General features: G+C 55.3%; 24 protein-coding genes and 4 tRNA genes. 21 read left to right on the top strand and 7 right to left on the bottom strand.

Annotated features, from left to right (window positions below):
* Positions 1–55 precede the first annotated feature (55 nt).
* Together ppiC (PGR09_RS22955) and ppiC (PGR09_RS22960) are read right to left on the bottom strand one after the other, a co-directional pair.
* Entirely contained in the window at positions 56–337 is a 282-nt protein-coding gene (ppiC, locus tag PGR09_RS22955) for a peptidylprolyl isomerase PpiC (protein WP_002883180.1), read from the bottom strand.
* Between the two features lie 51 nt (positions 338–388).
* A complete protein-coding gene (gene ppiC / locus PGR09_RS22960) occupies positions 389–670 on the bottom strand; it encodes a peptidylprolyl isomerase PpiC (protein WP_032709514.1) in 282 nt (93 codons plus the stop codon).
* Between the two features lie 112 nt (positions 671–782).
* Here ppiC (PGR09_RS22960) and rep point away from each other — a divergent pair, with 112 nt between their 5' ends.
* A complete protein-coding gene (gene rep, locus PGR09_RS22965) occupies positions 783–2,804 on the top strand; it encodes a DNA helicase Rep (RefSeq protein ID WP_015368891.1) in 2,022 nt (673 codons plus the stop codon).
* 4 nt (positions 2,805–2,808) lie between these two features.
* On the opposite strand, the gene PGR09_RS22970 is transcribed toward rep, so the two are convergent.
* From PGR09_RS22970 to rhlB, 5 genes are all read right to left on the bottom strand, one after another.
* Entirely contained in the window at positions 2,809–3,531 is a 723-nt protein-coding gene (locus tag PGR09_RS22970) for a DUF554 domain-containing protein (protein ID WP_063414949.1), read from the bottom strand.
* Between the two features lie 61 nt (positions 3,532–3,592).
* The gene (locus tag PGR09_RS22975) at positions 3,593–4,591 is read right to left on the bottom strand and encodes an amidohydrolase family protein (protein WP_430916546.1); all 999 of its coding nucleotides are present in this window, start codon (positions 4,589–4,591) and stop codon (positions 3,593–3,595) included.
* A 131-nt stretch (positions 4,592–4,722) separates the two neighbouring features.
* Positions 4,723–5,640: a LysR family transcriptional regulator gene (locus PGR09_RS22980; RefSeq protein ID WP_047066620.1), complete on the bottom strand. Its 918-nt coding sequence runs from the start codon at positions 5,638–5,640 to the stop codon at positions 4,723–4,725.
* A 19-nt stretch (positions 5,641–5,659) separates the two neighbouring features.
* A complete protein-coding gene (gene gppA / locus PGR09_RS22985; protein ID WP_430916547.1) occupies positions 5,660–7,165 on the bottom strand; it encodes a guanosine-5'-triphosphate,3'-diphosphate diphosphatase in 1,506 nt (501 codons plus the stop codon).
* 115 nt (positions 7,166–7,280) lie between these two features.
* Positions 7,281–8,546, bottom strand: a complete 1,266-nt coding sequence (gene rhlB / locus PGR09_RS22990; protein WP_015368886.1) for an ATP-dependent RNA helicase RhlB — start codon at positions 8,544–8,546, stop codon at positions 7,281–7,283.
* Between the two features lie 343 nt (positions 8,547–8,889).
* Between rhlB and trxA the strand changes: the two genes are divergently transcribed.
* The 20 genes from trxA (at position 8,890) to PGR09_RS23090 (ending at position 25,960) form a co-directional block, all read left to right on the top strand.
* Positions 8,890–9,219, top strand: coding sequence for a thioredoxin TrxA (gene trxA / locus PGR09_RS22995; protein ID WP_002883224.1), 330 nt, complete (start codon positions 8,890–8,892; stop codon positions 9,217–9,219).
* A 143-nt stretch (positions 9,220–9,362) separates the two neighbouring features.
* The gene (locus tag PGR09_RS23000; protein ID WP_131631697.1) at positions 9,363–9,464 is read left to right on the top strand and encodes a rho operon leader peptide; all 102 of its coding nucleotides are present in this window, start codon (positions 9,363–9,365) and stop codon (positions 9,462–9,464) included.
* Positions 9,465–9,550: 86 nt separating this feature from the next.
* The gene (gene rho, locus PGR09_RS23005) at positions 9,551–10,810 is read left to right on the top strand and encodes a transcription termination factor Rho (protein WP_002883293.1); all 1,260 of its coding nucleotides are present in this window, start codon (positions 9,551–9,553) and stop codon (positions 10,808–10,810) included.
* 241 nt (positions 10,811–11,051) lie between these two features.
* Positions 11,052–12,155, top strand: coding sequence for a UDP-N-acetylglucosamine--undecaprenyl-phosphate N-acetylglucosaminephosphotransferase (gene wecA / locus PGR09_RS23010; protein WP_015368885.1), 1,104 nt, complete (start codon positions 11,052–11,054; stop codon positions 12,153–12,155).
* 13 nt (positions 12,156–12,168) lie between these two features.
* Positions 12,169–13,215 (top strand): ECA polysaccharide chain length modulation protein, encoded by a 1,047-nt coding sequence (gene wzzE, locus PGR09_RS23015; RefSeq protein ID WP_430916548.1) that lies wholly within the window; start codon positions 12,169–12,171, stop codon positions 13,213–13,215.
* Positions 13,216–13,270: 55 nt separating this feature from the next.
* Positions 13,271–14,401, top strand: a complete 1,131-nt coding sequence (wecB, locus tag PGR09_RS23020) for a non-hydrolyzing UDP-N-acetylglucosamine 2-epimerase (RefSeq protein ID WP_072048022.1) — start codon at positions 13,271–13,273, stop codon at positions 14,399–14,401.
* Entirely contained in the window at positions 14,398–15,660 is a 1,263-nt protein-coding gene (wecC, locus tag PGR09_RS23025) for a UDP-N-acetyl-D-mannosamine dehydrogenase (RefSeq protein WP_045395557.1), read from the top strand. Before wecB ends, wecC begins: the two co-directional genes overlap by 4 nt.
* The gene (gene rffG, locus PGR09_RS23030) at positions 15,657–16,724 is read left to right on the top strand and encodes a dTDP-glucose 4,6-dehydratase (protein WP_047045685.1); all 1,068 of its coding nucleotides are present in this window, start codon (positions 15,657–15,659) and stop codon (positions 16,722–16,724) included. Before wecC ends, rffG begins: the two co-directional genes overlap by 4 nt.
* Positions 16,725–16,742: 18 nt before the next feature.
* Complete coding sequence (gene rfbA, locus PGR09_RS23035) at positions 16,743–17,624, top strand: glucose-1-phosphate thymidylyltransferase RfbA (RefSeq protein ID WP_411326014.1); 882 nt, start codon at positions 16,743–16,745, stop codon at positions 17,622–17,624.
* On the top strand, positions 17,602–18,276 hold the full coding sequence (gene rffC, locus PGR09_RS23040) for a dTDP-4-amino-4,6-dideoxy-D-galactose acyltransferase (RefSeq protein WP_047045688.1): 675 nt from the start codon (positions 17,602–17,604) through the stop codon (positions 18,274–18,276). The genes rfbA and rffC overlap by 23 nt, the downstream gene beginning before the upstream one ends.
* Before the next feature lie 4 nt (positions 18,277–18,280).
* Positions 18,281–19,411: a dTDP-4-amino-4,6-dideoxygalactose transaminase gene (gene rffA, locus PGR09_RS23045; RefSeq protein WP_380378897.1), complete on the top strand. Its 1,131-nt coding sequence runs from the start codon at positions 18,281–18,283 to the stop codon at positions 19,409–19,411.
* 1 nt (position 19,412) lies between these two features.
* On the top strand, positions 19,413–20,663 hold the full coding sequence (gene wzxE, locus PGR09_RS23050; RefSeq protein WP_045378694.1) for a lipid III flippase WzxE: 1,251 nt from the start codon (positions 19,413–19,415) through the stop codon (positions 20,661–20,663).
* A complete protein-coding gene (locus PGR09_RS23055; RefSeq protein WP_063447513.1) occupies positions 20,660–21,736 on the top strand; it encodes a TDP-N-acetylfucosamine:lipid II N-acetylfucosaminyltransferase in 1,077 nt (358 codons plus the stop codon). Before wzxE ends, PGR09_RS23055 begins: the two co-directional genes overlap by 4 nt.
* Positions 21,733–23,079, top strand: a complete 1,347-nt coding sequence (wzyE, locus tag PGR09_RS23060; protein WP_015368875.1) for an ECA oligosaccharide polymerase — start codon at positions 21,733–21,735, stop codon at positions 23,077–23,079. The genes PGR09_RS23055 and wzyE overlap by 4 nt, the downstream gene beginning before the upstream one ends.
* An 11-nt stretch (positions 23,080–23,090) precedes the next feature.
* Positions 23,091–23,831 carry a lipopolysaccharide N-acetylmannosaminouronosyltransferase gene (wecG, locus tag PGR09_RS23065; protein WP_045395568.1) on the top strand — a complete coding sequence of 247 codons (741 nt, stop codon included), beginning with the start codon at positions 23,091–23,093 and terminating at the stop codon, positions 23,829–23,831.
* 205 nt (positions 23,832–24,036) lie between these two features.
* Complete coding sequence (gene thrP, locus PGR09_RS23070; protein WP_045395570.1) at positions 24,037–25,422, top strand: bifunctional threonine/serine APC transporter ThrP; 1,386 nt, start codon at positions 24,037–24,039, stop codon at positions 25,420–25,422.
* Between the two features lie 102 nt (positions 25,423–25,524).
* Positions 25,525–25,601, top strand: a tRNA-Arg gene (locus PGR09_RS23075).
* A 55-nt stretch (positions 25,602–25,656) separates the two neighbouring features.
* Positions 25,657–25,732: transfer RNA gene (locus PGR09_RS23080), tRNA-His, on the top strand.
* 22 nt (positions 25,733–25,754) lie between these two features.
* Positions 25,755–25,841, top strand: a tRNA-Leu gene (locus tag PGR09_RS23085).
* A 42-nt stretch (positions 25,842–25,883) separates the two neighbouring features.
* A tRNA-Pro gene (locus tag PGR09_RS23090) sits at positions 25,884–25,960 on the top strand.
* The last annotated feature ends 201 nt before the right edge of the window (positions 25,961–26,161 follow it).

Genomic DNA, 26,161 nt, shown 5'->3' on the forward strand with positions numbered 1-26,161 from the left:
CCACAGGGAGAGGGGGCAAACATTAAAGGCCTTCTCTTTGAGAAGGCCTTGTTGTTTATTTCCGGTACAGCACTTTGATGATGTGGTAACCGAACTGGGTATGCAGCGGGCCGGTTGGCTCCAGTTCCGGGCAGGAGAAAACCACTTTATCGAATGCCGGAACCATCTGGCCCTGGCGGAATTCGCCCAGATCGCCGCCGCGTTTTCCTGACGGGCAGATAGAGTGTTTTTTCGCCAGCTTGCCGAAGTCGGCGCCGTTTTTGAGCTGCTCAAGCAGATCGAGAGCCAGTTTCTCTTCTTTTACCAGGATATGCAGTGCTGCCGCTGTTTTAGCCATGATTGCGCCTTGATTGAGTTGGGATAAATCAGGGCGCCATAGTAACACGCGCTAGCGGCGATACAGCACCTTGATGATATGGTAGCCAAATTTGGTTTGTACCGGGCCATAGGGTTTGAGCAGCGGACAGCTGAACACGGCTTTATCAAACGGAGCGACCATCGCGCCCTGCTGGAACTCCCCCAAATCGCCGCCATGGCGTCCGGACGGACATTTTGAGTAGCGCTTCGCCAGATGATCGAAGCTGACGCCCCGTTCCAGCTTGGCGAGGATCTCGTGTGCCAGTTTTTCTTCTTTGACCAGAATATGCAGGGCCGCTGCGCTTTTTGCCATTACCGAAGCCTCAGGATGAATTGCGTGGCTGACACTTTACCATCAGCCGGTAAATCTCGGCCTCGCTTTCTGCTACAATCCACACCCCGTTCGAAGATTGAGCAATATTCCCATGCGTTTAAACCCTGGCCAACAACAAGCCGTCGAATTCGTTACCGGACCGTGCCTGGTGCTGGCGGGCGCCGGTTCCGGTAAGACCCGCGTTATTACGAATAAAATCGCCCACCTGATCCGCGGCTGCGGCTATCAGGCGCGCCATATCGCGGCCGTCACCTTTACTAACAAGGCCGCGCGCGAAATGAAAGAGCGCGTCGGGCAAACGCTGGGGCGCAAAGAGGCGCGCGGGCTGATGATTTCCACCTTCCACACCCTGGGGCTGGATATCATCAAACGCGAATACGCCGCGCTGGGAATGAAATCCAACTTTTCTTTGTTCGATGATACCGACCAGGTCGCGCTGCTGAAAGAACTCACCGAAGGGTTGATCGAAGATGACAAAGTGGTGTTGCAGCAGCTGATCTCGACGATCTCCAACTGGAAAAACGATCTGAAAACGCCGGCGCAGGCGGCGGCTGGCGCGAAAGGCGAACGGGACCGCATCTTCGCCCACTGCTATGGGCTCTATGATGCGCATATGAAGGCCTGCAACGTCCTCGATTTTGACGACCTGATCCTGCTGCCGACGCTGCTGCTGCAGCGTAATGAAGAGGTGCGCGAGCGCTGGCAGAATAAGATCCGTTACCTGCTGGTGGATGAGTATCAGGATACCAACACCAGCCAGTATGAGCTGGTGAAGCTGCTGGTGGGGCAGCGCGCGCGCTTTACCGTGGTGGGTGATGATGACCAGTCGATCTACTCATGGCGCGGCGCGCGGCCGCAGAACCTGGTGCTGCTAAGCCAGGATTTTCCGGCGCTGCAGGTGATCAAGCTTGAACAGAACTACCGTTCATCAGGGCGTATTCTGAAGGCCGCCAATATTTTGATCGCCAATAACCCACACGTCTTTGAAAAGCGGCTGTTCTCTGAACTTGGCTACGGCACCGAGCTGAAAGTGCTCTCCGCCAATAACGAAGATCATGAAGCGGAGCGCGTCGCTGGCGAACTGATAGCCCATCACTTTATTAATAAAACCAACTACAAAGATTACGCCATCCTTTATCGCGGTAATCACCAGTCGCGGGTTTTTGAAAAGATGCTGATGCAAAACCGCATCCCGTACAAAATCTCGGGCGGCACGTCGTTCTTTTCGCGCCCGGAAATTAAAGATTTGCTGGCCTATCTGCGCGTACTTACCAACCCGGATGACGACAGCGCCTTCCTGCGCATCGTCAATACGCCGAAACGCGAGATTGGCCCGGCGACCTTGCAAAAGCTGGGCGAATGGGCGATGAGCCGTAACAAAGGCTTATTCACCGCCAGCTTTGATATGGGGTTAAGCCAGACGCTGACCGGGCGCGGGTATGAATCTCTCACTCGTTTCACCCATTGGCTGCGGGAAATTCAGCAACTGGCCGAGCGTGAACCGGTCAATGCCGTGCGGGATTTAATTCGCGGGATTGATTATGAGTCCTGGCTATATGAAACCTCGCCGAGCCCGAAAGCCGCGGAAATGCGGATGAAAAACGTCAACCAGCTGTTCACCTGGATGACCGAGATGCTGGAAGGCAGTGAGATAGACGAGCCGATGACGCTGACGCAGGTGGTTACCCGCTTTACCCTGCGCGATATGATGGAACGCGGCGAATCGGATGAAGAGCTGGATCAGGTGCAGTTGATGACCCTGCATGCCTCAAAAGGGCTGGAGTTCCCGTATGTTTACCTGGTAGGAATGGAAGAGGGATTGCTGCCGCATCAGAGCAGTATTGATGAAGATAACGTCGATGAAGAACGGCGGCTGGCCTACGTCGGTATCACCCGCGCCCAGAAAGAACTGACTTTCACGTTGTGCAAAGAGCGCCGACAGTATGGCGAGCTGGTGCGCCCGGAACCGAGCCGTTTCCTGCTCGAGCTCCCGCAAGACGATCTGATTTGGGAGCAGGAGCGAAAAGTCATCTCTGCGGAAGAACGCATGCATAAAGGCCAGGCCAACGTCGCGAATATCAAGGCGATGCTGGCGAAGGCGAAAAAGGGCTAACGCTTCAGGCGACAAACTGCTGCCAGGCGGTGGAAAATGGCATCACCAGCAGCAGTGACGGTAGCATGTTGGCGGTAGGGAAATGGCGCATACCGCAAAGCCGAAAACCGGTCGCCAGCATAATAATTCCGCCGCAAGCAGTAAAATCAGCGATCATCGATGGGCTTATCAACGTCATAATAAACGTGGCGGCGAAGAACAGAATCACGAAGATGATCAGCTGGGGAATAAAAATCGCGGTGATAATGTAGCCCAGCGTCGAAGCGAAAATGGCGGCGGTGAAAAAGTCGAGTATCGACTTGGTCAGCAGAATGGTCGGGTCGCCGGTCATCCCTTCGGTTAGGGCGCCAAAAATACCGGTACCGCTGGCGCAGAACAGGATCAGCACCGCGATAAACTGGTTCATAAAATCCTCCGCTTCTACGCCTGCGTTGTTTTGGCCTGGAAAAATGCGCTCGATGGGCGTTCGCAGCTGTGTTCCCGCCCGCTCAATCCACTTCTCAATATTCAACAGGCCGCCAATAATCGTGCCGATGATAACGGCCAGCGCAATGGGTGGCAGATTGATGAGTTTGTTAAGGAAGAACACGCCCATACTGATAGAGATTAAACCGGAAATAAGCGGTAGCGTTTTTTTAAAGTGATCCGGGATAAATCGGTTGAGTGAGGCGCCTGCAATCGCGCCGACGAGTAATGAACCGCTGCAAACAAAAATACCTACCGGCATAGTATATTCTCCATGTAATAAAATCAGGGCCTGAGAACAGGCCCTGTCGATTTATTTTTTATTATTTGATATTAAATACGCGGCTGGCATTGCCCCAGGCTATTTTTTCTTTCAGCCCTTCATCCATTTCTAACGGTTCAAACCAGTCGCAGGCCTGATGAATATCTTCATAAGGGTAATCTACGGAGAACATCACGCGATCGGCACCCATTACTTCAATCGCATTATTTAGCGAGTGAGTATTAAAATGACCGCTGGTGGTGACAATAAAGTTATTTTGCAGATAGTGCATTAACGGTTTTTCCGCCTTACCCAAACCGCAGCCGAAACGCTGACGATAGAGGCGATGCTGAGTGCGCGGCAGCATGTGTACCAGCCCTTCACCGAGGTGTCCCAGCACCAGGTTAAGATTCGGATAACGGTCGAACAGGCCGCTCATCATCAGGCGAATAGCGTGAACGGCGGTTTCCTGCGCAAAGCCCCAGGCGGAACCGATCAGGCTTTCGTAACCGGTATAAATCCCGCGCGCCGGGCCTTCCAGCGGTTCACGCGGATGCAGGTACACCGGCACGTTTAGCTCGTTAACTTTATCCCAGAATACCAACATGGATTCATCATCAAGATACAGGCCATGTTCGTTATCTTTGACGTTGGTATAGCCGTTAATCAGCGCGCCTTTCATGCCCAGTTTTTTCACCGCGCGCTCCAGCTCTTCCGCCGCTGCTTCCGGGTTTTGTAACGCCAGCGTGGCGAACGCGCTAAATTTATCTGGATTCGGTTTTACATAATTATCAACAATAAAATCATTAGTGTCGCGAGCGAAAGAGACCGCTTTAGCTTTATCTAAAATAGATTGCGCGCCGGGCGAAGTCAGAGAAAGAATGACGTGGTCAATATTACGTTGCGCCATCTCTTCGAGCTGAATGCTGCGGTCAAGCAGACGGCGTTCAACGTCTTGCATATATTCGCTACCGTTACGATTAGCTTCGCCGGTCGAATCCCACAAACGATTATTTTCAGGAGTAGATACATGTTCTTCTAAAGCGATTTTTCCGCGCATGATAGGTTCCTCTATTTATTCGGTCGATATGAACTGATGCGAGGAGATTAAAATGTTTGACGTATTGACAGCAATAAACCAAATAGAATACGGCGTATCAGGAATACTAATACAGCCGATTCTTTGATGATTTAAATGTTAATAGAACCACCTGAGGCGGCAAGGGCTACAATCTGCGTGCGCAGCCAGATATGCCCGGGATCGCGGTGCAGGCGCTGGTGCCAGACCTGGCGAATCGCGATGTTAGCCAGTGAGAAAGGCAGTGGCCAGCTGCGGCAGGGGTAACGTCTGGTGATATGGCGCGCCAGCTGTTCTGGCACCACCGCCAGCATCTCGCTGCCGGCAACCAGCTCGCCCGCGCCTAAAAAGCTGGGCAGCGTCAATGCGATGCGCCGCGGCATACTGTGTTCCGCCAGTAGTTTATCAATGTCGCCGTGGGCGGTGCCGTTGACGCGAACCGCAAGGTGCTTTTCCTGACGCCAGTCTTCGGCGCTGAACCGATGACGAATGCGCGGGTGATTTTCCGCTGCCAGACACACATACGATTGATCGAACAAGTGCTGCTGATAGACGCTATCCGGCAACTGGGTAAGATATCCGATCGCCAAATCGCATTTCCCGGATTCCAGCGCGCTAAGCGTTTGATCGTCAATATTCAGCACCGTAAAAGTGATGTCGCTGGCTTCCAGCCGCTGGAGCTGGCTTTGCAGCAAAGGAAGAAGCGTCATCTGGCTGATATCGGTCATGCCGATGGTGAAGTTACGGTTGCTCTCCTGCGGAATAAATTCCGGCTTAGCCGCCAAATCGGTATCGACCATTTGCAGCAGAGTAAAAATGGTGGGGGCGATAGCGTCCGCGCGCGGCGTTGGCGCCATTCGTTGACCAACGCGCACAAACAGCGGGTCGTCAAAGTGCTCGCGTAGCTTTTTTAGCAGCAGGCTACCGGTTGGCTGGCTGATATCGAGCGCTTCCGCCGCCGGAGAGACATTCCCCAATCGGTAGAGCGCGGAGAAAAAGCGTAGTGATTTGAAATCCAGTTCTTCCCGCATGCGCCCTCCTGGCCGGAAATTACCTCGCCGCGTCGTCGTCGATCAGCAGCGCCCAGTGGACATAACTTTGCCACTGGCACTCTTGCTCGACCATTTCCCGGCCCAGCGGGTGTTCTTCCAGCCAGTCATCCGGCAGCGTCAGCGTCAGTTTTTCGTCGTCGGCGGTAAGCTGGATGGTTGGCAGGAGATCGTCGCGCCGGCGGCTGGCAAACAGAATCGCCAGTCGCAGCAGGCGACACAGATGTTCGGCAACGCGCGGCGGTACCGCGTTTTGCTGATGGAGCGAAGAAAGATCGATGGCGTTAGTCTGGTTGAGCAGCAGCGTGGCGATGAGCTTCTTTTGCGCCGGGGTAAAACCGGGCAGGTCGAGGTTATTGACCAGATAGGCAGCGTGCTGCGGCGCGCGTTTGAAATCGACGCTCAGGCCAATTTCATGCAGCGCGCAGGCGCTGACGAGTAAATCGCGGCTTAGCGGATCCAGCTCCCAGCCGCTGTCCAGTTGATCCACCAGATGGGTGGCCAGATTCGCTACCCGTTGCGCCTGCTCGGTATCGATCATAAAACGTCGCTGAATATTACGCAGCGTGCGGCTACGAATATCCTGATCGATGGAAAGGTGCAGCATGCCGTAGACCAGCCCTTCGCGTAATGCGCCGCCTGCCAGCGTCATGCACTGAATATTCAGTTCGCTAAAGATAGCAATCAGAATGGCCAGGCCGCTCGGAAAAACCAGTGCGCGTTCGAGCGTCAGCCCTTCGATTTCCAGCTCTTCAAGCCGACCGCACTGGATAGCGCGCTGCCTAAGCTGCTGCAGTTTGCTGAGGGTGATGCGTTCATCCATTCCCTGCGCCATCATGATTTCCTGCAGCGCCTGCACGGTGCCTGAGGCGCCAACGCACACTTTCCAGCCGTGGTAGCGCAGGACATCAGCGATCGGACGCAGCACATCGCGCGCCGCCGCTTCAGCGAGATCGAAGTTTTCTTTAGTCAGGCTACGGTCGGCGAAGTAGCGTTCAAGCCAGGTGACGCAACCCATCGACAGGCTGAACAGAGAAGTGGTTTGCGCGCCGGTGCCGGTCACCAGTTCGGTGCTGGCGCCGCCGATATCCACCACCAGGCGCTGATCGGCGCCGCCGGTGGTATGGGCTACACCCTGGTAGATCAGGCGGGCTTCTTCTTCACCGCTAATCACCTGGACGGGGCAACCGAGGATTTCCTGCGCTTTCGCCAGAAACTCGCCGGCGTTGACCGCCAGCCGCAGGGTGGCGGTGGCGACGACGCGAATTTGCGCTGAAGGAATATCCTGCAAACGCTCGGCAAACAGGCGTAAGCACTGCCAGCCGCGCTCCATCGCTTCCGCGGAGAGCGCATTATCGCTATTCAGGCCAGCGGCCAGACGCACCTTGCGCTTAATGCGGCTCAGCGTTTGAATACTGCCGGCCACCTCGCGCACCACCAACATATGAAAACTATTGGAGCCAAGGTCGATGGCGGCATACAGCGAGGTGGAACTCATACTCTTCATCTTTCAGGCCGCTCCTGTGTCGACTGGGCGTCGTTGCCCATTCCACTTACCTGAACGCATTGCCTGGGATTATCTCCATGGCGCATCCTGAAAGATTTCGCGTATGGCATAGATGTTAACCTGAACGACGACGATTACGTGGCGGGCCGTTACGGCGCGGGCCATTACCTGGGCGGGTGCGCGTCAAACGCAACGGCTTAGGTAAGTCGGTCATGAGCGCGTCCGGATTGTACTTGCTGACTGGGATCGAATGGCCGATATAGGTTTCGATTGCCGGCAGGTTCAGCGCGTACTCTTCGCAGGCCAGGCTAATAGAATGCCCGCTGGCGCCCGCGCGGCCGGTACGGCCGATACGGTGGACATAGTCTTCGCAGTCATCCGGCAGGTCATAGTTAAAGACATGGGTGACGGCTGGGATATGCAGGCCGCGAGCGGCTACGTCGGTTGCAACCAGAATATCGAGATCGCCGCGGGTGAACTCTTCGAGAATACGCAGGCGTTTTTTCTGCGCTACGTCGCCGGTCAGCAGGCCGACGCGATGTCCGTCTGCGGCCAGATGGCCCCAGATATCTTCGCAGCGATGCTTGGTGTTGGCGAAAACGATAGCGCGGTCGGGCCACTCTTCTTCCAGCAGCGTCTGCAGCAGGCGCATTTTTTCGTCGTTGGAAGGGTAGAACAGCTCTTCTTTAATACGGTGGCCGGTTTTCTGTTCCGGTTCGACTTCAACGTACTCGGCGTTGTTCATCTGTTCGAACGCCAGTTCGCGTACGCGATAAGACAGCGTAGCGGAGAACAGCATGTTCAGGCGCTGAGTGGCTGGCGGCATGCGGCGGAATAGCCAGCGGATATCTTTAATAAAGCCGAGATCGTACATGCGATCGGCTTCGTCCAGCACGACAACCTGAATGGCGCCGAGGTTAATATGGTTTTGTTTGGCGTAATCGATCAGGCGACCGGTGGTGCCGATCAGAATATCGACGCCGCTTTCCAGCACTTTCAGCTGTTTATCGTAGCCGTCGCCGCCATAAGCCAGGCCCAGTTTCAGGCCCGTTGCCTGCGCCAGCGGTTCGGCGTCTGCGTGAATCTGCACCGCCAGCTCGCGCGTCGGCGCCATGATCAGCGCGCGCGGTTGGTTAACCTGGCGGTCTGCGATGGCCGGGTGAGAGAGAAGATAATGAAACGTTGACGTCAGAAACGCCATCGTTTTACCGGTACCGGTTTGCGCCTGCCCGGCGACATCGCGACCTTCCAGCGTTAGCGGAAGGGCGAGAGCCTGAATGGGTGTGCAATTATGAAACCCTTTTTTTTCAAGGGCTTCGACAACTGCCGGGTGCAGGGCGAAGTCGGAAAACTTCTGTTCTGTCAAATGTGTTTTGCTCATAGTGTGGTAGAATATCAGCTAACTATTGCATTAAGAAAGCGTATCCGGTGAAATAACGTCAACCTTTCGTTGGCGATATACGAAATTATTCAAGGTGCGTCTCCGGCTACTGAACGGATCCCGGAAAGCTTAGACTACTAAGCGCAACGGGGGCGGTAAATCTGCCGCAGGTAGATTTGCAGACAGTGCGCTTAAGCATCGGCGGTGGTGGTCCATGGTGGATCCATTTCCGCAGGTAGCTTATAAAAGAGGCATCCTGAAGAATAGCGTGCATAACGTAGCATCAACACGTCGTTGATGACTGCGACACCAACACACCAGGCTTATTCCTGTGGAGTTATATATGAGCGATAAAATTATTCACCTGACTGACGACAGTTTTGACACGGACGTACTCAAGGCTGACGGGCTGACCCTCGTCGATTTCTGGGCAGAGTGGTGTGGTCCGTGCAAAATGATCGCCCCGATTCTGGATGAGATCGCTGAAGAGTATCAAGGCAAACTGACCGTGGCTAAACTGAACATCGATCAGAACCCGGGCACGGCGCCGAAGTACGGCATCCGCGGCATCCCGACGCTGCTGCTGTTCAAGAACGGCGAAGTCGCGGCGACCAAAGTCGGCGCGCTGTCCAAAGGCCAACTGAAAGAGTTCCTCGACGCCAACCTGGCGTAATCGGTTTGCCATTCCGGCGTCCGGATTCCTATTTTTTGTGGAACTCTGGACGCCCGGCCTGAGTCGTGCTAAGTTAATTCCAGACTTCGTTTTAAACATACCTATTGTTTGAATCTTGTTTTACCCAAAGCGTCCCGCAGACTATGCGCGTGAGGCTAATAATTCTGGGCTTATCACTCATTCCGTCTTGTCGTTTCAGTTCTGCGTTCTTTCCTGTGACCAGGCAACGTACAGACACGAGATGAAGCCGCTAACAGGCATGGATGTTCCTGCCATACCATTCACAACATTAAGTTCGAGATTTACCCCGAGTTTAAGAACCCACACCACTATGAATCTTACCGAATTAAAGAATACGCCGGTTTCTGAGCTGATTACTCTCGGCGAAAATATGGGGCTGGAAAACCTGGCTCGTATGCGTAAGCAGGATATTATTTTTGCCATCCTTAAGCAGCATTCAAAGAGTGGCGAAGATATCTTTGGCGATGGCGTACTGGAGATACTGCAGGATGGATTTGGATTCCTCCGCTCAGCAGACAGCTCCTACCTCGCCGGTCCAGACGACATCTACGTATCCCCCAGCCAAATCCGCCGCTTCAACCTCCGCACTGGTGACACCATTTCCGGTAAGATTCGTCCTCCTAAAGAGGGTGAACGTTACTTCGCGCTGCTGAAAGTTAACGAAGTTAACTACGACAAGCCGGAAAACGCGCGTAATAAGATTCTGTTCGAGAACTTAACGCCGCTGCACGCGAATTCGCGCCTGCGTATGGAGCGTGGTAATGGTTCTACCGAAGACTTAACCGCTCGCGTACTGGATCTGGCATCGCCGATTGGTCGCGGCCAGCGTGGCCTGATCGTCGCGCCGCCGAAAGCCGGTAAAACCATGCTGCTGCAGAACATCGCGCAGAGCATCGCGTACAACCATCCTGACTGCGTGCTGATGGTGTTGCTTATCGACGAACGCCCGGAAGAAGTAACCGAGATGCAGCGTCTGGTTAAAGGCGAAGTTGTTGCTTCTACCTTTGACGAACCCGCATCTCGCCACGTGCAGGTTGCCGAAATGGTTATCGAGAAAGCGAAACGTCTGGTTGAGCACAAAAAAGACGTTATCATCCTGCTCGACTCCATCACCCGTCTGGCCCGTGCCTACAACACCGTGGTTCCGGCTTCCGGTAAAGTACTGACCGGTGGTGTGGACGCCAACGCCCTGCATCGTCCGAAGCGCTTCTTCGGTGCGGCGCGTAACGTGGAAGAGGGCGGCAGCCTGACCATTATCGCTACCGCGCTTATCGATACCGGCTCTAAAATGGATGAAGTTATCTACGAAGAGTTCAAAGGCACCGGTAACATGGAACTGCACCTCTCCCGTAAGATTGCGGAAAAACGCGTCTTCCCGGCTATCGACTACAACCGTTCCGGTACCCGTAAAGAAGAGCTGCTGACCACCCAGGAAGAGCTGCAGAAAATGTGGATCCTGCGCAAAATCATCCATCCAATGGGTGAAATCGACGCAATGGAGTTCCTCATTAATAAGCTGGCGATGACCAAAACTAACGACGACTTCTTCGATATGATGAAGCGTTCGTAAGACGGAATACGCCGAAAAAACGCCACGCGATTGCGTGGCGTTTTGTTTTGTAGCTTTGTATGATCCAGGCGGGAAAAGCGCCGCTAGCGTTGCCGTATGATATGCGCGGCGGGTAAGGCAGAAAGGACTTTAACAGTCTAAAATATATACAATAAATTTGTAATGTTCTGCTTTTCCCCTTCAGGAGTGGAGACATCATCGTTATACTCCCCGGATTAACTATGCTGAGAGCACATGTGTTGTGAATTTACTCACTGCTATTACTGAATTAATCAGTGTTTTCTTATTCACGACCCTCTTTATATTTGTTGCCCGTAAAGCAGCGAAAAAAATTGGGTTAGTGGATAAGCCAAACTATCGGAAACGGCATCAAGGTTTGATTCCGTTAGTTGGTGGTATCTCAGTTTATGCCGGTATTTGTTTTACCTTTGCGATTGCCGATTATTATATCCCTCATGCCACGCTGTATCTGGCCTGCGCGGGCGTGCTGGTGTTGGTCGGCGCATTAGATGACCGATTTGATATCAGCGTAAAAATTCGTGCGGTTATTCAGGCCGCGATAGCCGTTATCATGATGACGGCGGGTAATCTGCATCTCAGCAGTCTCGGCTATATTTTCGGTTCGTGGGAGTTAGTCCTCGGCCCATTTGGTTTTTTCCTCACCCTTTTCGCCGTTTGGGCGGCAATCAACGCCTTCAATATGGTAGATGGCATTGACGGACTGCTCGGCGGGTTATCGTCCGTCTCCTTTGCCGCAACCGGCATCATCCTGTGGTTTGACGGCCAGTACAGCCTGGCAATGTGGTGTTTTGCGATGATTGCCGCCATTCTGCCCTATATTTTACTTAATCTCGGCGCGCTTGGACGTCGCTATAAAGTGTTTATGGGTGATGCCGGCAGCACCATGATTGGCTTCACCATTATCTGGATCCTGCTGGAAACGACGCAGGGCAAAACGCATCCCATCAGCCCGGTGACGGCGCTGTGGATTATTGCGATTCCATTGATGGATATGGTGGCGATTATGTATCGCCGCCTGAGAAAGGGGATGAGCCCATTCTCGCCAGACCGTCAGCATATTCATCATTTGATCATGCGTGCCGGGTTTACTTCCCGGCAGGCCTTTGTCCTGATTACGCTGGCTGCCGCTTTATTGGCGCTGGTCGGCGTAGTGGCGGAATACACCCGTATTGTTCCTGAATGGGTGATGTTAATACTCTTTTTGTTTGCTTTTTTACTTTATGGCTACTGCATTAAGCGCGCATGGAAAGTGGCGCGTCTGGTTAAGCGCATTAGACGCAGAATTCGGCGACACAGCGGCAATAATCCAAATTTAACCAAGTAAAACTGGGGACGTGATGACTCAACCATTACCGGGAGCACAAGCAGTGAACGTTGAGAACGAACTGGATATTCGCGGGCTGTTTCGCGCCTTATGGGCAGGAAAAGGCTGGATAGTCGGCATCGCCGTGCTATTCGCGCTGATCGTTCTTATTTATTCCTTTTTTGCTCGCCAGGAGTGGAGCGCGACGGCAATTACCGACCGGCCGACCGTCAATATGCTGGGTGGATACTATTCGCAACAGCAGTTCTTACGTAACCTGGATATCAAAGCCGATTTGGCTTCGGTAGACCAACCTTCCGCCATGGATGAGGCATACAAAGAGTTTATTATGCAACAGGCGTCATGGGATACCCGCCGTGACTTCTGGCTGCAGACCGACTACTACAAGCAGCGTCAGTCAGGCAACGCGCGCGCGGATGCCGCGATGCTTGACGATCTGATCAACGATATTCAGTTTATCCCGGGCGACCCGCTGAAAAGCGTCAATGACAGCATCAAGCTGACGGCGGAGACCGCGCCAGATGCCAATAATCTGCTGCGTCAGTACGTCGCTTTCGCCAGTCAGCGTGCCGCCGGTCATCTTAATGATGAGCTGAAGGGCGCCTGGGCGGCGCGTACCGTACAGATGAAAGCGCAGGTGAAGCGTCAGGAAGAGGTGGCAAGCGAGATCTTCAACCGCCGCGTGCAGAGCGTCGAGCAGGCGTTGAAAATCGCCCAGCAGCATAACATTTCCCGCAGCGAGACCGATGTTCCGGCGGAACAGCTGCCGGCCTCCGAACTCTTCTTACTTGGCCGGCCGATGCTGCAGGCGCGCCTCGAAAATCTGCAGGCCGTAGGGCCGGAATACGATCTCGACTATGACCAGAACCGCGCCATGCTGAACACGCTAAACGTTGGCCCGACGCTGGATCCACGTTTTCAGACTTACAGATATTTGCGTACGCCGGAAGAACCTGTAAAACGCGATAGCCCGCGGCGCGTATTTCTGATGATCATGTGGGGGATTGTGGGCGCGCTCATCGGCGCAGGCGTGGCGTTAGCACGTCGTCGTGTCCAGTGAATGGGGCCTGTGATGAAGGCTCCGCGCCATCATCACCTAATCGAAGAGAATCGATGTGAAAGTACTAACTGTATTTGGCACGAGACCAGAAGCCATCAAGATGGCGCCGCTGGTCCATGCGCTGGCAAAGGATCCTCATTTTGAGGCAAAGGTTTGCGTAACCGCGCAGCATCGGGAGATGCTCGATCAGGTGTTGAAACTGTTTTCGATTACGCCGGACTACGATCTGAACATTATGCAGCCGGGGCAGGGATTAACCGAGATTACCTGCCGTATTCTGCAAGGTTTAAAGCCGGTACTGGAGTCGTTTAAGCCGGACGTGGTGCTGGTACATGGCGATACCACGACGACGATGGCGGCCAGTCTGGCGGCGTTTTATCAGCGTATCCCGGTGGGCCACGTAGAAGCGGGCCTGCGTACCGGCGATCTGAACTCGCCGTGGCCGGAAGAGGGCAACCGCACGCTGACCGGGCGCCTGGCGATGTACCATTTTGCCCCGACCGCCACCTCGCGCGATAACCTGCTGCGGGAAAATATTGACGCAGAACGTATTACCGTCACCGGTAATACGGTGATCGATGCGCTGTTTTGGGTTCGCGATCGTGTCCTTGGCGATGAGGCGCTGCGCAATGAACTGATGCAGCGCTACCCGTTCCTCGAAGCGGATAAGAAATTAATTCTGGTGACCGGCCACCGTCGCGAGAGCTTTGGTCTCGGCTTCGAGCACATTTGCCATGCGCTGGCGGATATCGCCAGCCATCATCCTGATGTGCAGATTGTTTACCCGGTACACCTGAACCCGAATGTCAGTGAACCGGTTAACCGTATTCTCGGCCATGTCGCCAACGTGAAATTAATTGAACCGCAGGATTACCTGCCGTTTGTCTGGCTGATGAATCGCGCGTGGCTGATTCTGACCGATTCCGGCGGGATTCAGGAAGAGGCGCCGTCGCTGGGTAAACCGGTACTGGTGATGCGCGAAATGACGGAACGTCCGGAGGCGGTCGCCGCCGGCACCGTGCGGCTGGTCGGCACCGACAGACAGCGTATCGTTGATGAAGTCACCCGGCTGCTGCAGGATGATGCCGCCTGGCAGGCGATGAGCCGGGCCCATAATCCTTACGGCGATGGACAGGCATGCGATCGTATTTTATCCGCCCTTAAAAATAATCAGGTAACGCTATGAGTTTTTCTACCATTTCAGTGATTGGCCTTGGATACATTGGTCTGCCAACCGCTGCCGCATTTGCGTCCCGGCAACGGCGGGTGGTTGGCGTGGACATCAATCAACACGCCGTAGAGACCATTAACCGTGGTGAGATTCATATCGTCGAGCCGGATTTAGCGAGCGTCGTAAAAACGGCGGTTGAACAGGGATATTTAAGCGCCACCACCGTGCCGGTGGAGTCTGACGCCTACCTGATTGCCGTCCCGACGCCGTTTAAAGGCGGACATGAGCCAGATATGGCCTTTGTCGAATCCGCCGCTAAATCTATTGCGCCGACCCTGAAGAAAGGGGCATTGGTGATCCTGGAATCCACCTCGCCGGTCGGTTCGACCGAACAGATGGCCGAGTGGCTGGCGGCGATGCGCCCCGATCTCAGCTTCCCACAGCAGGTGGGCGAGGCGGCCGACGTTAATATCGCCTACTGTCCGGAGCGCGTGCTGCCGGGGCAGGTGATGGTTGAACTCATCAAAAACGACCGCGTAATTGGCGGTATGTCGCCGGTCTGTTCGGCGCGCGCCAGTGAGTTATATAAAATTTTCCTTGAAGGCGAATGCGTAGTGACTAACTCGCGCACTGCGGAAATGTGCAAGCTGACGGAAAACAGCTTCCGCGACGTCAACATCGCCTTTGCTAACGAACTATCGCTGATTTGCGCCGATCAGGGGATCAACGTCTGGGAACTGATCCGCCTGGCGAACCGCCATCCGCGCGTCAATATTCTGCAGCCGGGTCCGGGCGTCGGCGGCCACTGTATCGCCGTCGATCCGTGGTTTATCGTGGCGCAAAACCCGCAGCAGGCGCGTCTGATTCGCACCGCGCGCGAGGTAAACGACCACAAGCCGGAATGGGTTATCGAACGGGTGAAAGCACAGGTTGCCGAGTGCCTGAATGCCAGCAATAAACGCGCCAGCGAACTGACTATTGCCTGCTTCGGCCTGGCCTTTAAGCCTAACATTGATGATCTACGTGAAAGCCCGGCGATGGAAATTGCCGCGCAGATCGCCCGCTGGCACAGCGGCGCGACGCAGGTGGTTGAGCCCAACATTCACGCGCTGCCGAAGAAACTTGATGGCCTGTGTACGCTGGCGACACTTGATGACGCGCTGGCGAGCGCCGATGTGCTGGTGATGCTGGTCGATCACAACGAGTTTAAAGCCGTTAGCGGCGATAGCGTTGCTCAGGCCTATATCATCGACACCAAAGGAGTGTGGCGGTGAGAACGATTCTGGTCACCGGCGGCGCGGGCTTTATTGGCTCCGCGGTAGTGCGTGAAATCATCCAGCACACCGCCGATCGCGTCGTGGTCGTGGATAAGCTGACCTACGCCGGCAATTTGATGTCGCTGGCGCCGGTGGCGCAGGATGCGCGTTTTGCCTTTGAACAGGTGGATATCTGTAACCGGGCTGAGCTGGATCGCGTCTTTCGCCAGCATCAACCCGATACGGTGATGCATCTGGCGGCGGAAAGCCATGTCGATCGTTCCATCGATGGCCCGGCGGCGTTCATCGAAACCAATATCGTCGGTACCTATACGCTGCTGGAAGCCGCGCGCAGCTGGTGGAATACGCTGACGGCGGAGCAAAAATCGGCGTTTCGCTTCCATCATATCTCGACGGACGAAGTGTATGGCGATCTGCACGGCAGCGATGATTTCTTTACCGAGACCACGCCTTATGCGCCAAGCAGCCCCTATTCGGCCTCGAAAGCCAGTAGCGACCATCTGGTACGCGCCTGGCAGCGTACCTATGGCCTGCCGACGCTTATCACTAATTGCTCGAATAACTACGGCCCGTATCACTTCCCGGAGAAGCTGATCCCGTTGATTATTCTCAACGCGCTGGCGGGAAAACCGCTACCGGTTTACGGTAACGGCCAACAAATTCGCGACTGGCTGTATGTCGAAGACCACGCCAGAGCGCTGTATCTGGTGGCGACCCGTGGCGAACCGGGCGAAACTTACAATATCGGCGGCCATAACGAGCGCAAAAACATCGAGGTGGTGGAAACCATTTGCGAATTGCTCGAAGAGCTGGCGCCGCAAAAGCCACAGGGCGTGGCGCACTATCGCGATTTGATAACCTTCGTTGCTGACCGGCCGGGCCACGATCTGCGTTATGCGATTGATGCGGCGAAGATTGCACGCGAGCTGGGCTGGACGCCGGATGAGACCTTTACTTCCGGCATGCGCAAGACCGTCCAGTGGTATCTGGCAAATGAGGCATGGTGGCGGCAGGTTCAGGACGGTAGCTATCAGGGCGAGCGTCTTGGGCTGCACGGCTAACTGGCCCAGGAGGGCATGATGAAAGGTATTATTCTGGCAGGCGGTTCCGGTACGCGCCTGCATCCCATCACGCGCGGCGTGTCGAAACAGCTGCTGCCGATTTACGACAAGCCGATGATTTACTACCCGCTGTCGGTGTTAATGCTGGCCGGGATCCGTGAAATCCTTATCATCACCACGCCGGAAGATCAGCGCGATTTCCAACGCCTGCTCGGCGATGGTTCCGAGTTCGGTATCCAATTGCATTATGCCGTTCAGCCGACGCCTGATGGTTTAGCCCAGGCATTTATTATCGGGGAAACGTTTCTCAACGGCGAACCGGCGTGCCTGGTGTTGGGCGATAATATCTTCTTTGGCCAGAGCTTTAGCCCTAAGCTGCGTAGCGTCGCAACCCGCACCGAAGGGGCGACGGTATTTGGCTATCAGGTGATGGATCCTGAGCGCTTCGGCGTAGTGGAGTTTGATGACAACTTCCGCGCCTTGTCGCTGGAGGAAAAGCCGAAACAACCCAAGTCGAACTGGGCGGTCACCGGGCTTTATTTCTACGATGGAAAAGTGGCCGAATACGCCAAACGGGTCAAACCATCCGAGCGCGGCGAGCTGGAAATTACCTCCATCAACCAGATGTATCTTGAGGATGGCGCGTTAACCGTCGAGCTGCTTGGGCGCGGCTTTGCGTGGCTGGATACCGGCACGCACGATAGCCTGATTGAAGCCAGCATGTTTGTACAGACGGTAGAGAAGCGGCAGGGCTTTAAAATCGCCTGTCTGGAAGAAATAGCCTGGCGTAACGGCTGGCTTGATGATGACGGCGTCAAACGCGCCGCGAAGCGGCTGGAAAAAACCGGCTATGGCCAATACTTGCTGGATCTCCTCCGTGCCCGCCCGCGCCAATATTGAAGCGCTGGAGTGGGAAAACCGCTTCTTCGCCGTTAATAGCGGTATCGTTCGCTTTGACGAACGCGCGCCGCTGCTCACCGCTGAAGCCCTGGCAGGATGGTCGCGAGTGCAGGCGAAAGTCGCCGCCAGCGACACCGCCCGGCTGGATGCGCTACAGGAGATCGGTTTTCAACTGGTGGAAGGCGAGGTCGATCTGGCGTTGCCGGTAGGCGAGCCGGCTGATGCTGGCGCCGAATGGGCCGTTGAAGGCGATATTGCGCGACTGCGCGAACTGGCGGCGCAGGCCTTTGCCATGAGCCGTTTTCGCGCTCCCTGGTACGCCGCTGACGCCAGCGGCCGTTTCTACGCGCAATGGATTGAAAACGCGGTACTGGGAACCTTTGATCACCAGTGTCTGTTATTTCGCGCGTCCGATGGCGACATCCGCGCATTTGTTTCTTTGCGTCAGCTCAATGACACCGACGCGCGTATCGGCCTGTTGGCCGGGCGCGGCGCTGGCGCCGAGCTTATGCAGGCGGCGCGCCACTGGGCGGCGCAACGCGGGCTTTCTACACTGCGGGTGGCGACCCAAATGGGCAACACCGCCGCGCTTAAACGTTATATTCTCAGCGGTGCGAATGTGGAAAGCACCGCGTACTGGTTATACAGGTGACACGATGATTCCATTTAACGCACCGCCGGTGGTGGGAACCGAGCTCGATTACATGCAATCGGCGATGAACAGCGGCAAGCTTTGCGGCGACGGCGGTTTTACCCGTCGCTGCCAGCAGTGGTTTGAACAGCGCTTCGGCACCGCGAAGGCGCTGCTGACGCCATCCTGCACCGCGTCTCTGGAAATGGCGGCGCTGCTGCTGGATATTCAGCCGGGCGATGAAGTCATCATGCCCAGCTATACCTTTGTTTCCACCGCCAATGCCTTTGTGCTGCGCGGGGCGAAAATCGTCTTCGTCGATATCCGTCGCGATACGATGAATATTGATGAGTCGTTGATAGAAGCGGCGATCACCGATAAAACCCGGGCGATCGTGCCGGTGCATTATGCGGGCGTGGCCTGTGAGATGGACACCATCATGGCGCTCGCCGTCAAATATAACCTGTACGTGGTGGAAGACGCCGCGCAGGGCGTGATGTCCACCTATAAGGGCCGCGCGCTGGGCACCATCGGCCATATCGGTTGCTTTAGCTTCCATGAGACGAAAAACTACACCGCTGGTGGTGAAGGCGGCGCAACGCTTATCAACGATCCTAAATTGGTGGAACGCGCGGAGATCATTCGCGAAAAAGGCACTAACCGTAGCCAGTTCTTCCGCGGTCTGGTGGATAAGTACACCTGGCGCGATATCGGTTCCAGCTATTTGATGTCCGATCTGCAGGCCGCCTATCTCTGGGCGCAGCTTGAAGCCGCTGAGCGGATTAACCAGCAGCGCCTGATGCTGTGGCAAAATTATTATGACGCGCTGCTGCCGCTGGCGCGCGCGGGCCGTATCGATCTGCCGGCGGTGCCGGCGGATTGCGGGCAAAACGCGCATATGTTTTACATTAAGCTGCGGGATAACGATGACCGCGCGGCGCTGATTAACTGGCTGAAAGAGGCAGAAATTCTGGCGGTGTTCCATTACATTCCGCTACATAGCTGCCCGGCTGGCGAACAGTTCGGCGAGTTCTGCGGCGAAGATCGTTATACCACCCAGGAGAGCGAACGCCTGCTGCGTTTACCGCTGTTCTACAACCTGTCTGCGGTAAACCAACGGACGGTGATTAACTCGCTGCTGAGCTACTTCTCCTGATATGTCGTTGGCAAAAGCGTCACTGTGGACCGCGGCGTCCACGTTAGTCAAAATAGGCGCCGGTCTGCTGGTGGTAAAGCTGCTGGCGGTCTCATTCGGCCCGGCGGGCGTAGGCCAGGCCGGTAACTTCCGGCAACTGGTCACCGTCCTTGGCGTACTGGCTGGCGCCGGGATTTTTAATGGCGTCACTAAGCTGGTTGCCCAACATCACGACGATCCGCTACGCCTGAAGCAGGTGGTCGGGACGTCGTCATCAATGGTGCTCGGTTTTTCCACCCTGCTGGCGCTGGTCTTTTTGCTGGCGGCGGCGCCGATAAGCCAGGCGCTGTTCGGCCATTCGCACTATCAGAATCTGGTACGTCTGGTGGCGCTGGTGCAGATGGGGATCGCATGGGCCAACTATCTGCTGGCGCTGATGAAAGGTTTTCGCGATGCGGCGGGTAACGCTTTTTCGCTGATTGCCGGTAGCCTGATTGGCGTGGCGGCCTATTACGCCTGTTACTACTTCGGTGGTTATCAGGGGGCGCTGTTAGGGCTGGCGTTAGTCCCCGCGCTGGTGGTGGTTCCGGCCGCCATTATGCTATGGCGACGTGGCGCGATCCCGCTGAGCGCGCTACGTCCGCGTTGGGATAACGGCCTTGCAGGGCAGCTATCGAAATTTACCCTGATGGCGCTGATTACCTCGGTGACGCTGCCGGTGGCCTATGTGATGATGCGTAACCTGCTGGCGGCGCATTACGGCTGGGAGGCGGTCGGCATCTGGCAGGGGGTGAGCAGTATCTCGGATGCCTACCTGCAGTTTATTACCGCTTCCTTTAGCGTATATCTGCTGCCGACGTTGTCGCGGCTGAGCGCCAAAACGGACATCACGCGTGAAATAGTGAAGTCGTTGAAATTCGTCCTGCCGGCGGTGGCGGCGGCGAGCCTGACGGTCTGGCTGCTGCGCGATTTTGCCATCTGGTTACTGTTTTCCGCGCGCTTCACCGCGATGCGCGACCTGTTCGCCTGGCAGTTAGTGGGCGATGTTTTAAAAGTTGGCGCTTACGTTTACGGCTATCTGGTGATCGCCAAAGCGTCATTGCGTTTTTATATTCTGACGGAAATCAGCCAGTTCACGCTGCTGACCGCATTTTCACACTGGCTTATTCCGGCGCACGGCGCACTTGGCGCGGCGCAGGCGTATATGGCCACTTATATTGTTTATTTCGCCCTTTGTAGTGGCGTGTTTTTACTCTGGCGTAAACGGGCATGACAGCACTGATACACGTACTGGGATCGGATATCCCGCACCACAACCAGACCGTATTGCGGTTCTTTAACGACGAACTGGCCGCCGACGCGCGGGCCAGGACGTTTATGGTCGTGGGTGATGCGACAGGTATGCGCGAGGCGTATCCGGCGCTGGAAATTACCTGCTACCCGGGAAAAAAATCGCTGGCGCAGGCGGCGATCGCCAAAGCGAAAGCCGATCGCCAGCAGCGCTTTTTTTTCCACGGTCAGTTTAATACCGGTCTGTGGCTGGCGCTGTTGAGCGGCGGGATCCGCCCGTCGCAGTTTAACTGGCATATCTGGGGCGCGGATCTGTATGAAAACTCAGCCAGCCTGAAATTCCGTCTCTTTTATCCTCTGCGCCGCATGGCGCAAGGGCGGGTAGGACGCGTTTTCGCCACCCGCGGCGATCTCAGCTGGTTTGCGAACCGCCATCCGCGAGTGCCGGGCGAACTGCTGTACTTCCCGACCCGCATGGATCCATCGCTAAATTCTCTTGCCGATACCGCCCCGCGCGGTGACACCCTGACCATTCTGGTCGGAAATTCCGGCGATCGTAGTAATGAGCATATTGCAGCGTTAAAGGCGATTTATCAGCAGTTTGGCGATACGGTGAATGTCATCGTACCGATGGGCTATCCGGCCAACAATGAAGCCTACATTGATGAAGTTCGTCAGGCGGGAGCGGCGCTGTTTAGTCGCGAGCATCTGCAGATCCTCAGCGAGAAGCTTGAGTTTGATGATTATCTGGCGCTGCTGCGCCGCTGCGATCTGGGTTATTTCCTGTTTGCGCGCCAGCAGGGTATCGGCACGCTGTGCCTGCTGATTCAGGCGGGTATTCCCTGCGTGCTCAATCGCGAAAATCCGTTCTGGCAGGATATGACCGAACAACAGATCCCGGTGCTGTTTACCAGCGATACTCTGAATGTCGACGTGGTGCGCGAAGCACAGCGCCAGTTAGCGAGCGTTGATAAAACGCAAATCGCTTTCTTCCGCCCGAACTATCTGGCGGGCTGGCAGCGGGCGTTACAGCTGGCAGCGGAGGATCGGGTATGACGTTAATGCAATTTAGCGGGCTATTGGTGGTCTGGCTGCTGTCGACGCTGTTTATCGCCACCGCCACCTGGTTTGAGTTCCGCCGCGTGCGCTTTAACTTCAACGTCTTTTTCTCGTTGTTGTTCCTGCTCACCTTTTTCTTCGGCTTCCCGTTAACCAGTATCCTGGTGTTCCGCTTTGACGTCAGCGTGGCGCCGCCGGAGATTTTGCTGCAGACGCTGCTGGTTGCGGTGTGCTTCTACGCCATCTACTACGTGACCTACAAAACGCGACTGCGTCCGGCATCGCGTGATGTTCCACGTCGCCCGCTGTTCACCATGAACCGGGTTGAAACCCATCTGGCCTGGGGGATTTTGATGGGGCTGGCGCTGCTGTGCGTCGGTATCTTCTTCGCCCACAACGGTTTTCTGCTATTTAAGCTCAATTCATACAGCCAGATATTCTCTGCGGAAGTGTCCGGCGTGGCGTTGAAGCGCTTCTTCTACTTCTTTATTCCGGCGATGCTGGTGATCTATTTCCTGCGTCAGGATTACAAGGCGTGGATTTTCTTCCTGGTGAGCACCGTCGCCTTTGGCCTGCTGACCTACGCGATAGTCGGCGGCACCCGCGCCAATATCATTATCGCTTTCGCTATCTTCCTGTTTATCGGCATTATTCGCGGCTGGATCAGCCTGTGGATGCTGGCGGCGGCGGGCGTGCTGGGTATTGTCGGCATGTTCTGGTTGGCGTTGAAGCGCTACGGGATGAACGTTAGCGGCGATGAAGCGTTTTATACTTTCCTCTATCTCACGCGTGATACCTTCTCGCCGTGGGAGAACCTGGCGCTGCTGCTGCAGAACTACGACAAGATTGAGTTCCAGGGGCTGGCGCCGATGATCCGCGACTTCTACGTCTTTATCCCCAGCTGGATGTGGCACGGTCGCCCGACAATGGTGCTGAATACCGCCAATTACTTCACGTGGGAAGTATTAAACAACCATTCGGGGCTGGCGATATCGCCGACGCTGATTGGTTCGCTGGTGGTGATGGGCGGCGTATGGTTCGTACCGCTGGGCGCCGTCGCGGTAGGGCTTATCATTAAATGGTTTGACTGGTTGTACGAACTTGGCAATCGGGAGAGCAATCGCTACAAAGCGGCTATCCTGCACAGTTTCTGTTTCGGCGCTATCTTCAACATGATAGTGCTGGCACGCGAAGGGTTGGATTCGTTCGGCTCCCGCGTGGTGTTTTTCCTCGTGATCTTTGGTATCTGCTTGTTAGCGGCGAAATTGCTGTACTGGCTCCTGGACAGCGCAGGATTGATTCATAAGCGGGTGAAGCCGCTTTCGCAACCGCAGGTATGATAAGGATGAACATGACTGATAACACTTCCGCGCCGCAGTATGCGCTGCGAGGGCTGCAGCTTATTGGCTGGCGCGACATGCAGCATGCGCTCAACTATCTCTTCGCCGACGGCGAACTGCGTCAGGGAACGCTGGTCGCGATCAACGCCGAAAAAATGCTGGCGGTAGAAGATATCCCGGAAGTGCGTGCGCTGATTGAGGCCGCCGAGTTTAAATATGCCGACGGCATCAGCGTCGTGCGATCATTACGCAAAAAATATCCGCAGGCTGAGGTGTCGCGCGTTGCCGGCGCCGATCTGTGGGAAGCCTTAATGGAGCGCGCCGGGGCGCAGGGAACGCCGGTGTTTCTGATTGGCGGCAAGCCCGAGGTGCTGGCGGAGACGCAAGCGAAGCTACGTGAGCGCTGGAAGGTGAATATCGTCGGCAGCCAGGACGGCTATTTTTCCGCCGATCAGCGCCAGCAGTTGTTTGAACGGGTACGCGACAGCGGGGCGAAAATTGTCACCGTCGCGATGGGATCGCCGCGCCAGGAAATTCTGATGCGCGACTGTCGACTGGTGTATCCCGCCGCGTTGTATATGGGCGTTGGCGGCACTTATGACGTCTTTACCGGCCACGTTCACCGGGCGCCAAAATTCTGGCAGAACCTGGGGCTGGAGTGGTTCTATCGCCTGCTCCTGCAGCCGAGCCGCATCAAAAGACAGTTCCGTCTACTGCGCTATTTACGTTGGCATTATTCCGGCAAGCTCTGATATTCCACTGCAACCAGACGAGATTGCATACATATTCTGTGTAATCTCTTCACTCGCCTGATACTTTATTTGCCATTTCCGTAAAATTAATTAACCATTCGCATGCTTCAAACGCGTGGGGGAGACCTGCGCGTCGGCAAGGCTATGGTTTCAATTAATAACAATAACCGGGAGTACCCGGAGTACAGCAAACACAAGAGGCTTTATGACTGAGAAAAAAGCGGAACTCCAGCGTGGACTGGAGGCCCGGCATATTGAGCTAATCGCGCTAGGCGGGACGATTGGCGTAGGGTTATTCATGGGTGCGGCAAGTACGCTGAAGTGGGCCGGTCCATCCGTCCTGCTGGCGTATATTATCGCCGGTTTATTTGTCTTCTTTATCATGCGTTCGATGGGCGAGATGTTGTTCCTCGAACCAGTAACCGGCTCATTCGCCGTTTACGCACATCGCTACATGAGCCCGTTCTTCGGCTATCTCACGGCCTGGTCATACTGGTTTATGTGGATGGCGGTGGGGATATCTGAGATCACCGCCATCGGGGTATACGTGCAGTTCTGGTTCCCGGAGATGGCGCAGTGGATCCCGGCGCTAATTGCCGTCGGACTGGTGGCGTTGGCTAACCTGGCGGCAGTGCGTCTGTACGGCGAGATCGAGTTCTGGTTTGCGATGATTAAGGTCACCACCATTATCGTGATGATTGTCATCGGCCTGGGCGTCATCTTCTTTGGTTTCGGCAACGGCGGACAGTCGATCGGTTTTGGCAACCTGACCGAGCATGGCGGCTTCTTCGCCGGCGGCTGGAAAGGCTTCCTGACGGCGCTGTGTATTGTCGTCGCCTCTTATCAGGGCGTTGAACTTATCGGTATCACTGCCGGGGAAGCGAAAAACCCGCAGGTCACGTTGCGTAGCGCGGTAGGCAAGGTGCTGTGGCGTATCCTGATTTTCTACGTGGGGGCGATTTTCGTTATCGTGACTATCTTCCCGTGGAACCAGATTGGCTCGACCGGTAGCCCATTCGTTCTCACCTTCGCCAAAATCGGCATTACCGCGGCGGCGGGGATTATCAACTTCGTGGTGCTGACCGCCGCGCTGTCGGGCTGTAACAGCGGGATGTATAGCTGTGGACGCATGTTATATGCGCTAGCGCGTAATCGTCAGCTACCGGCGGCAATGGCCAAAGTGTCGCGTCAGGGCGTACCGGTAGCGGGCGTTGCGCTGTCGATCGTGATTCTGCTAATCGGTTCGTGCCTGAACTACATTATTCCTAACCCGCAGCGCGTGTTTGTCTATGTCTATAGCGCCAGCGTGTTGCCGGGGATGGTGCCGTGGTTTGTGATCCTGATAAGCCAGCTGCGTTTCCGCCGCGAGCATCAGCAGGCGATGGCCAGCCATCCGTTCCGTTCGCTGTTGTTCCCGTGGGCGAACTATTTGACGATGGCATTCCTCGTTTGTGTGCTGATCGGCATGGGAATCAACGATGAAACCCGGATGTCGCTCTTTGTCGGGATTATTTTCCTTGCCGCGGTGACCCTTATTTATAAGGTTTTCGGCCTCGGCAAGCGGGGAAATCTCGATAAAACGGCGGAATAAGCGCCAAAGCGCACAAACTGTGAGCAAATAGAAATTTTATTTAAAAAGGCACTAGACAGGGGGGGGGGAAGTCCGTATTATCCACCCCCGCAACGGCGCTAAGCGCCCGTAGCTCAGCTGGATAGAGCGCTGCCCTCCGGAGGCAGAGGTCTCAGGTTCGAATCCTGTCGGGCGCACCATTTACCCGGTGCTGGAGCTGCGGTGGTTTTAATACCGCGTAAAAGAATTGTTGTGGTGGCTATAGCTCAGTTGGTAGAGCCCTGGATTGTGATTCCAGTTGTCGTGGGTTCGAATCCCATTAGCCACCCCATTATTTGATAGAGTTGTGAATTGCGAAGGTGGCGGAATTGGTAGACGCGCTAGCTTCAGGTGTTAGTGTTCTTACGGACGTGGGGGTTCAAGTCCCCCCCCTCGCACCACGACTTTAAAGAATTGAACTAAAAATTCAAAAAGCAGTATTTCGGCGAGTAGCGCAGCTTGGTAGCGCAACTGGTTTGGGACCAGTGGGTCGGAGGTTCGAATCCTCTCTCGCCGACCAATTTTGAACCCCGCTTCGGCGGGGTTTTTTGTTTTCCGGTTTTCTCCAGTCGTCTTTTATCCCGCTGATCTTCCTCGTAAAAAATAGGTTCCACGTCTGCGAATTATTGTCCGGAATTGTCCCAAATGATTGCTGCGATAGATGCAATCTCGCTGGATCCTGTGCGATAATAACCGGGTAGATGCTCATTCCATCTCTTAT

Source organism: Klebsiella sp. 141251, assembly GCF_050600725.1.
GTDB classification, from domain to species: domain Bacteria; phylum Pseudomonadota; class Gammaproteobacteria; order Enterobacterales; family Enterobacteriaceae; genus Klebsiella; species Klebsiella aerogenes.

What these genes read in the sequence shown, in the direction of transcription:
- ppiC (WP_002883180.1), bottom strand. Translation starts at nt 337, where the DNA reads ATGGCTAAAACAGCGGCAGCACTGCATATCCTGGTAAAAGAAGAGAAA.
- ppiC (WP_032709514.1), bottom strand. Translation starts at nt 670, where the DNA reads ATGGCAAAAAGCGCAGCGGCCCTGCATATTCTGGTCAAAGAAGAAAAA.
- rep (WP_015368891.1), top strand. Translation starts at nt 783, where the DNA reads ATGCGTTTAAACCCTGGCCAACAACAAGCCGTCGAATTCGTTACCGGA.
- PGR09_RS22970 (WP_063414949.1), bottom strand. Translation starts at nt 3,531, where the DNA reads ATGCCGGTAGGTATTTTTGTTTGCAGCGGTTCATTACTCGTCGGCGCG.
- PGR09_RS22975 (WP_430916546.1), bottom strand. Translation starts at nt 4,591, where the DNA reads ATGCGCGGAAAAATCGCTTTAGAAGAACATGTATCTACTCCTGAAAAT.
- PGR09_RS22980 (WP_047066620.1), bottom strand. Translation starts at nt 5,640, where the DNA reads ATGCGGGAAGAACTGGATTTCAAATCACTACGCTTTTTCTCCGCGCTC.
- gppA (WP_430916547.1), bottom strand. Translation starts at nt 7,165, where the DNA reads ATGAAGAGTATGAGTTCCACCTCGCTGTATGCCGCCATCGACCTTGGC.
- rhlB (WP_015368886.1), bottom strand. Translation starts at nt 8,546, where the DNA reads ATGAGCAAAACACATTTGACAGAACAGAAGTTTTCCGACTTCGCCCTG.
- trxA (WP_002883224.1), top strand. Translation starts at nt 8,890, where the DNA reads ATGAGCGATAAAATTATTCACCTGACTGACGACAGTTTTGACACGGAC.
- PGR09_RS23000 (WP_131631697.1), top strand. Translation starts at nt 9,363, where the DNA reads ATGCGCGTGAGGCTAATAATTCTGGGCTTATCACTCATTCCGTCTTGT.
- rho (WP_002883293.1), top strand. Translation starts at nt 9,551, where the DNA reads ATGAATCTTACCGAATTAAAGAATACGCCGGTTTCTGAGCTGATTACT.
- wzzE (WP_430916548.1), top strand. Translation starts at nt 12,169, where the DNA reads ATGACTCAACCATTACCGGGAGCACAAGCAGTGAACGTTGAGAACGAA.
- wecC (WP_045395557.1), top strand. Translation starts at nt 14,398, where the DNA reads ATGAGTTTTTCTACCATTTCAGTGATTGGCCTTGGATACATTGGTCTG.
- rfbA (WP_411326014.1), top strand. Translation starts at nt 16,743, where the DNA reads ATGAAAGGTATTATTCTGGCAGGCGGTTCCGGTACGCGCCTGCATCCC.
- rffA (WP_380378897.1), top strand. Translation starts at nt 18,281, where the DNA reads ATGATTCCATTTAACGCACCGCCGGTGGTGGGAACCGAGCTCGATTAC.
- wzxE (WP_045378694.1), top strand. Translation starts at nt 19,413, where the DNA reads ATGTCGTTGGCAAAAGCGTCACTGTGGACCGCGGCGTCCACGTTAGTC.
- PGR09_RS23055 (WP_063447513.1), top strand. Translation starts at nt 20,660, where the DNA reads ATGACAGCACTGATACACGTACTGGGATCGGATATCCCGCACCACAAC.
- wzyE (WP_015368875.1), top strand. Translation starts at nt 21,733, where the DNA reads ATGACGTTAATGCAATTTAGCGGGCTATTGGTGGTCTGGCTGCTGTCG.
- wecG (WP_045395568.1), top strand. Translation starts at nt 23,091, where the DNA reads ATGACTGATAACACTTCCGCGCCGCAGTATGCGCTGCGAGGGCTGCAG.
- thrP (WP_045395570.1), top strand. Translation starts at nt 24,037, where the DNA reads ATGACTGAGAAAAAAGCGGAACTCCAGCGTGGACTGGAGGCCCGGCAT.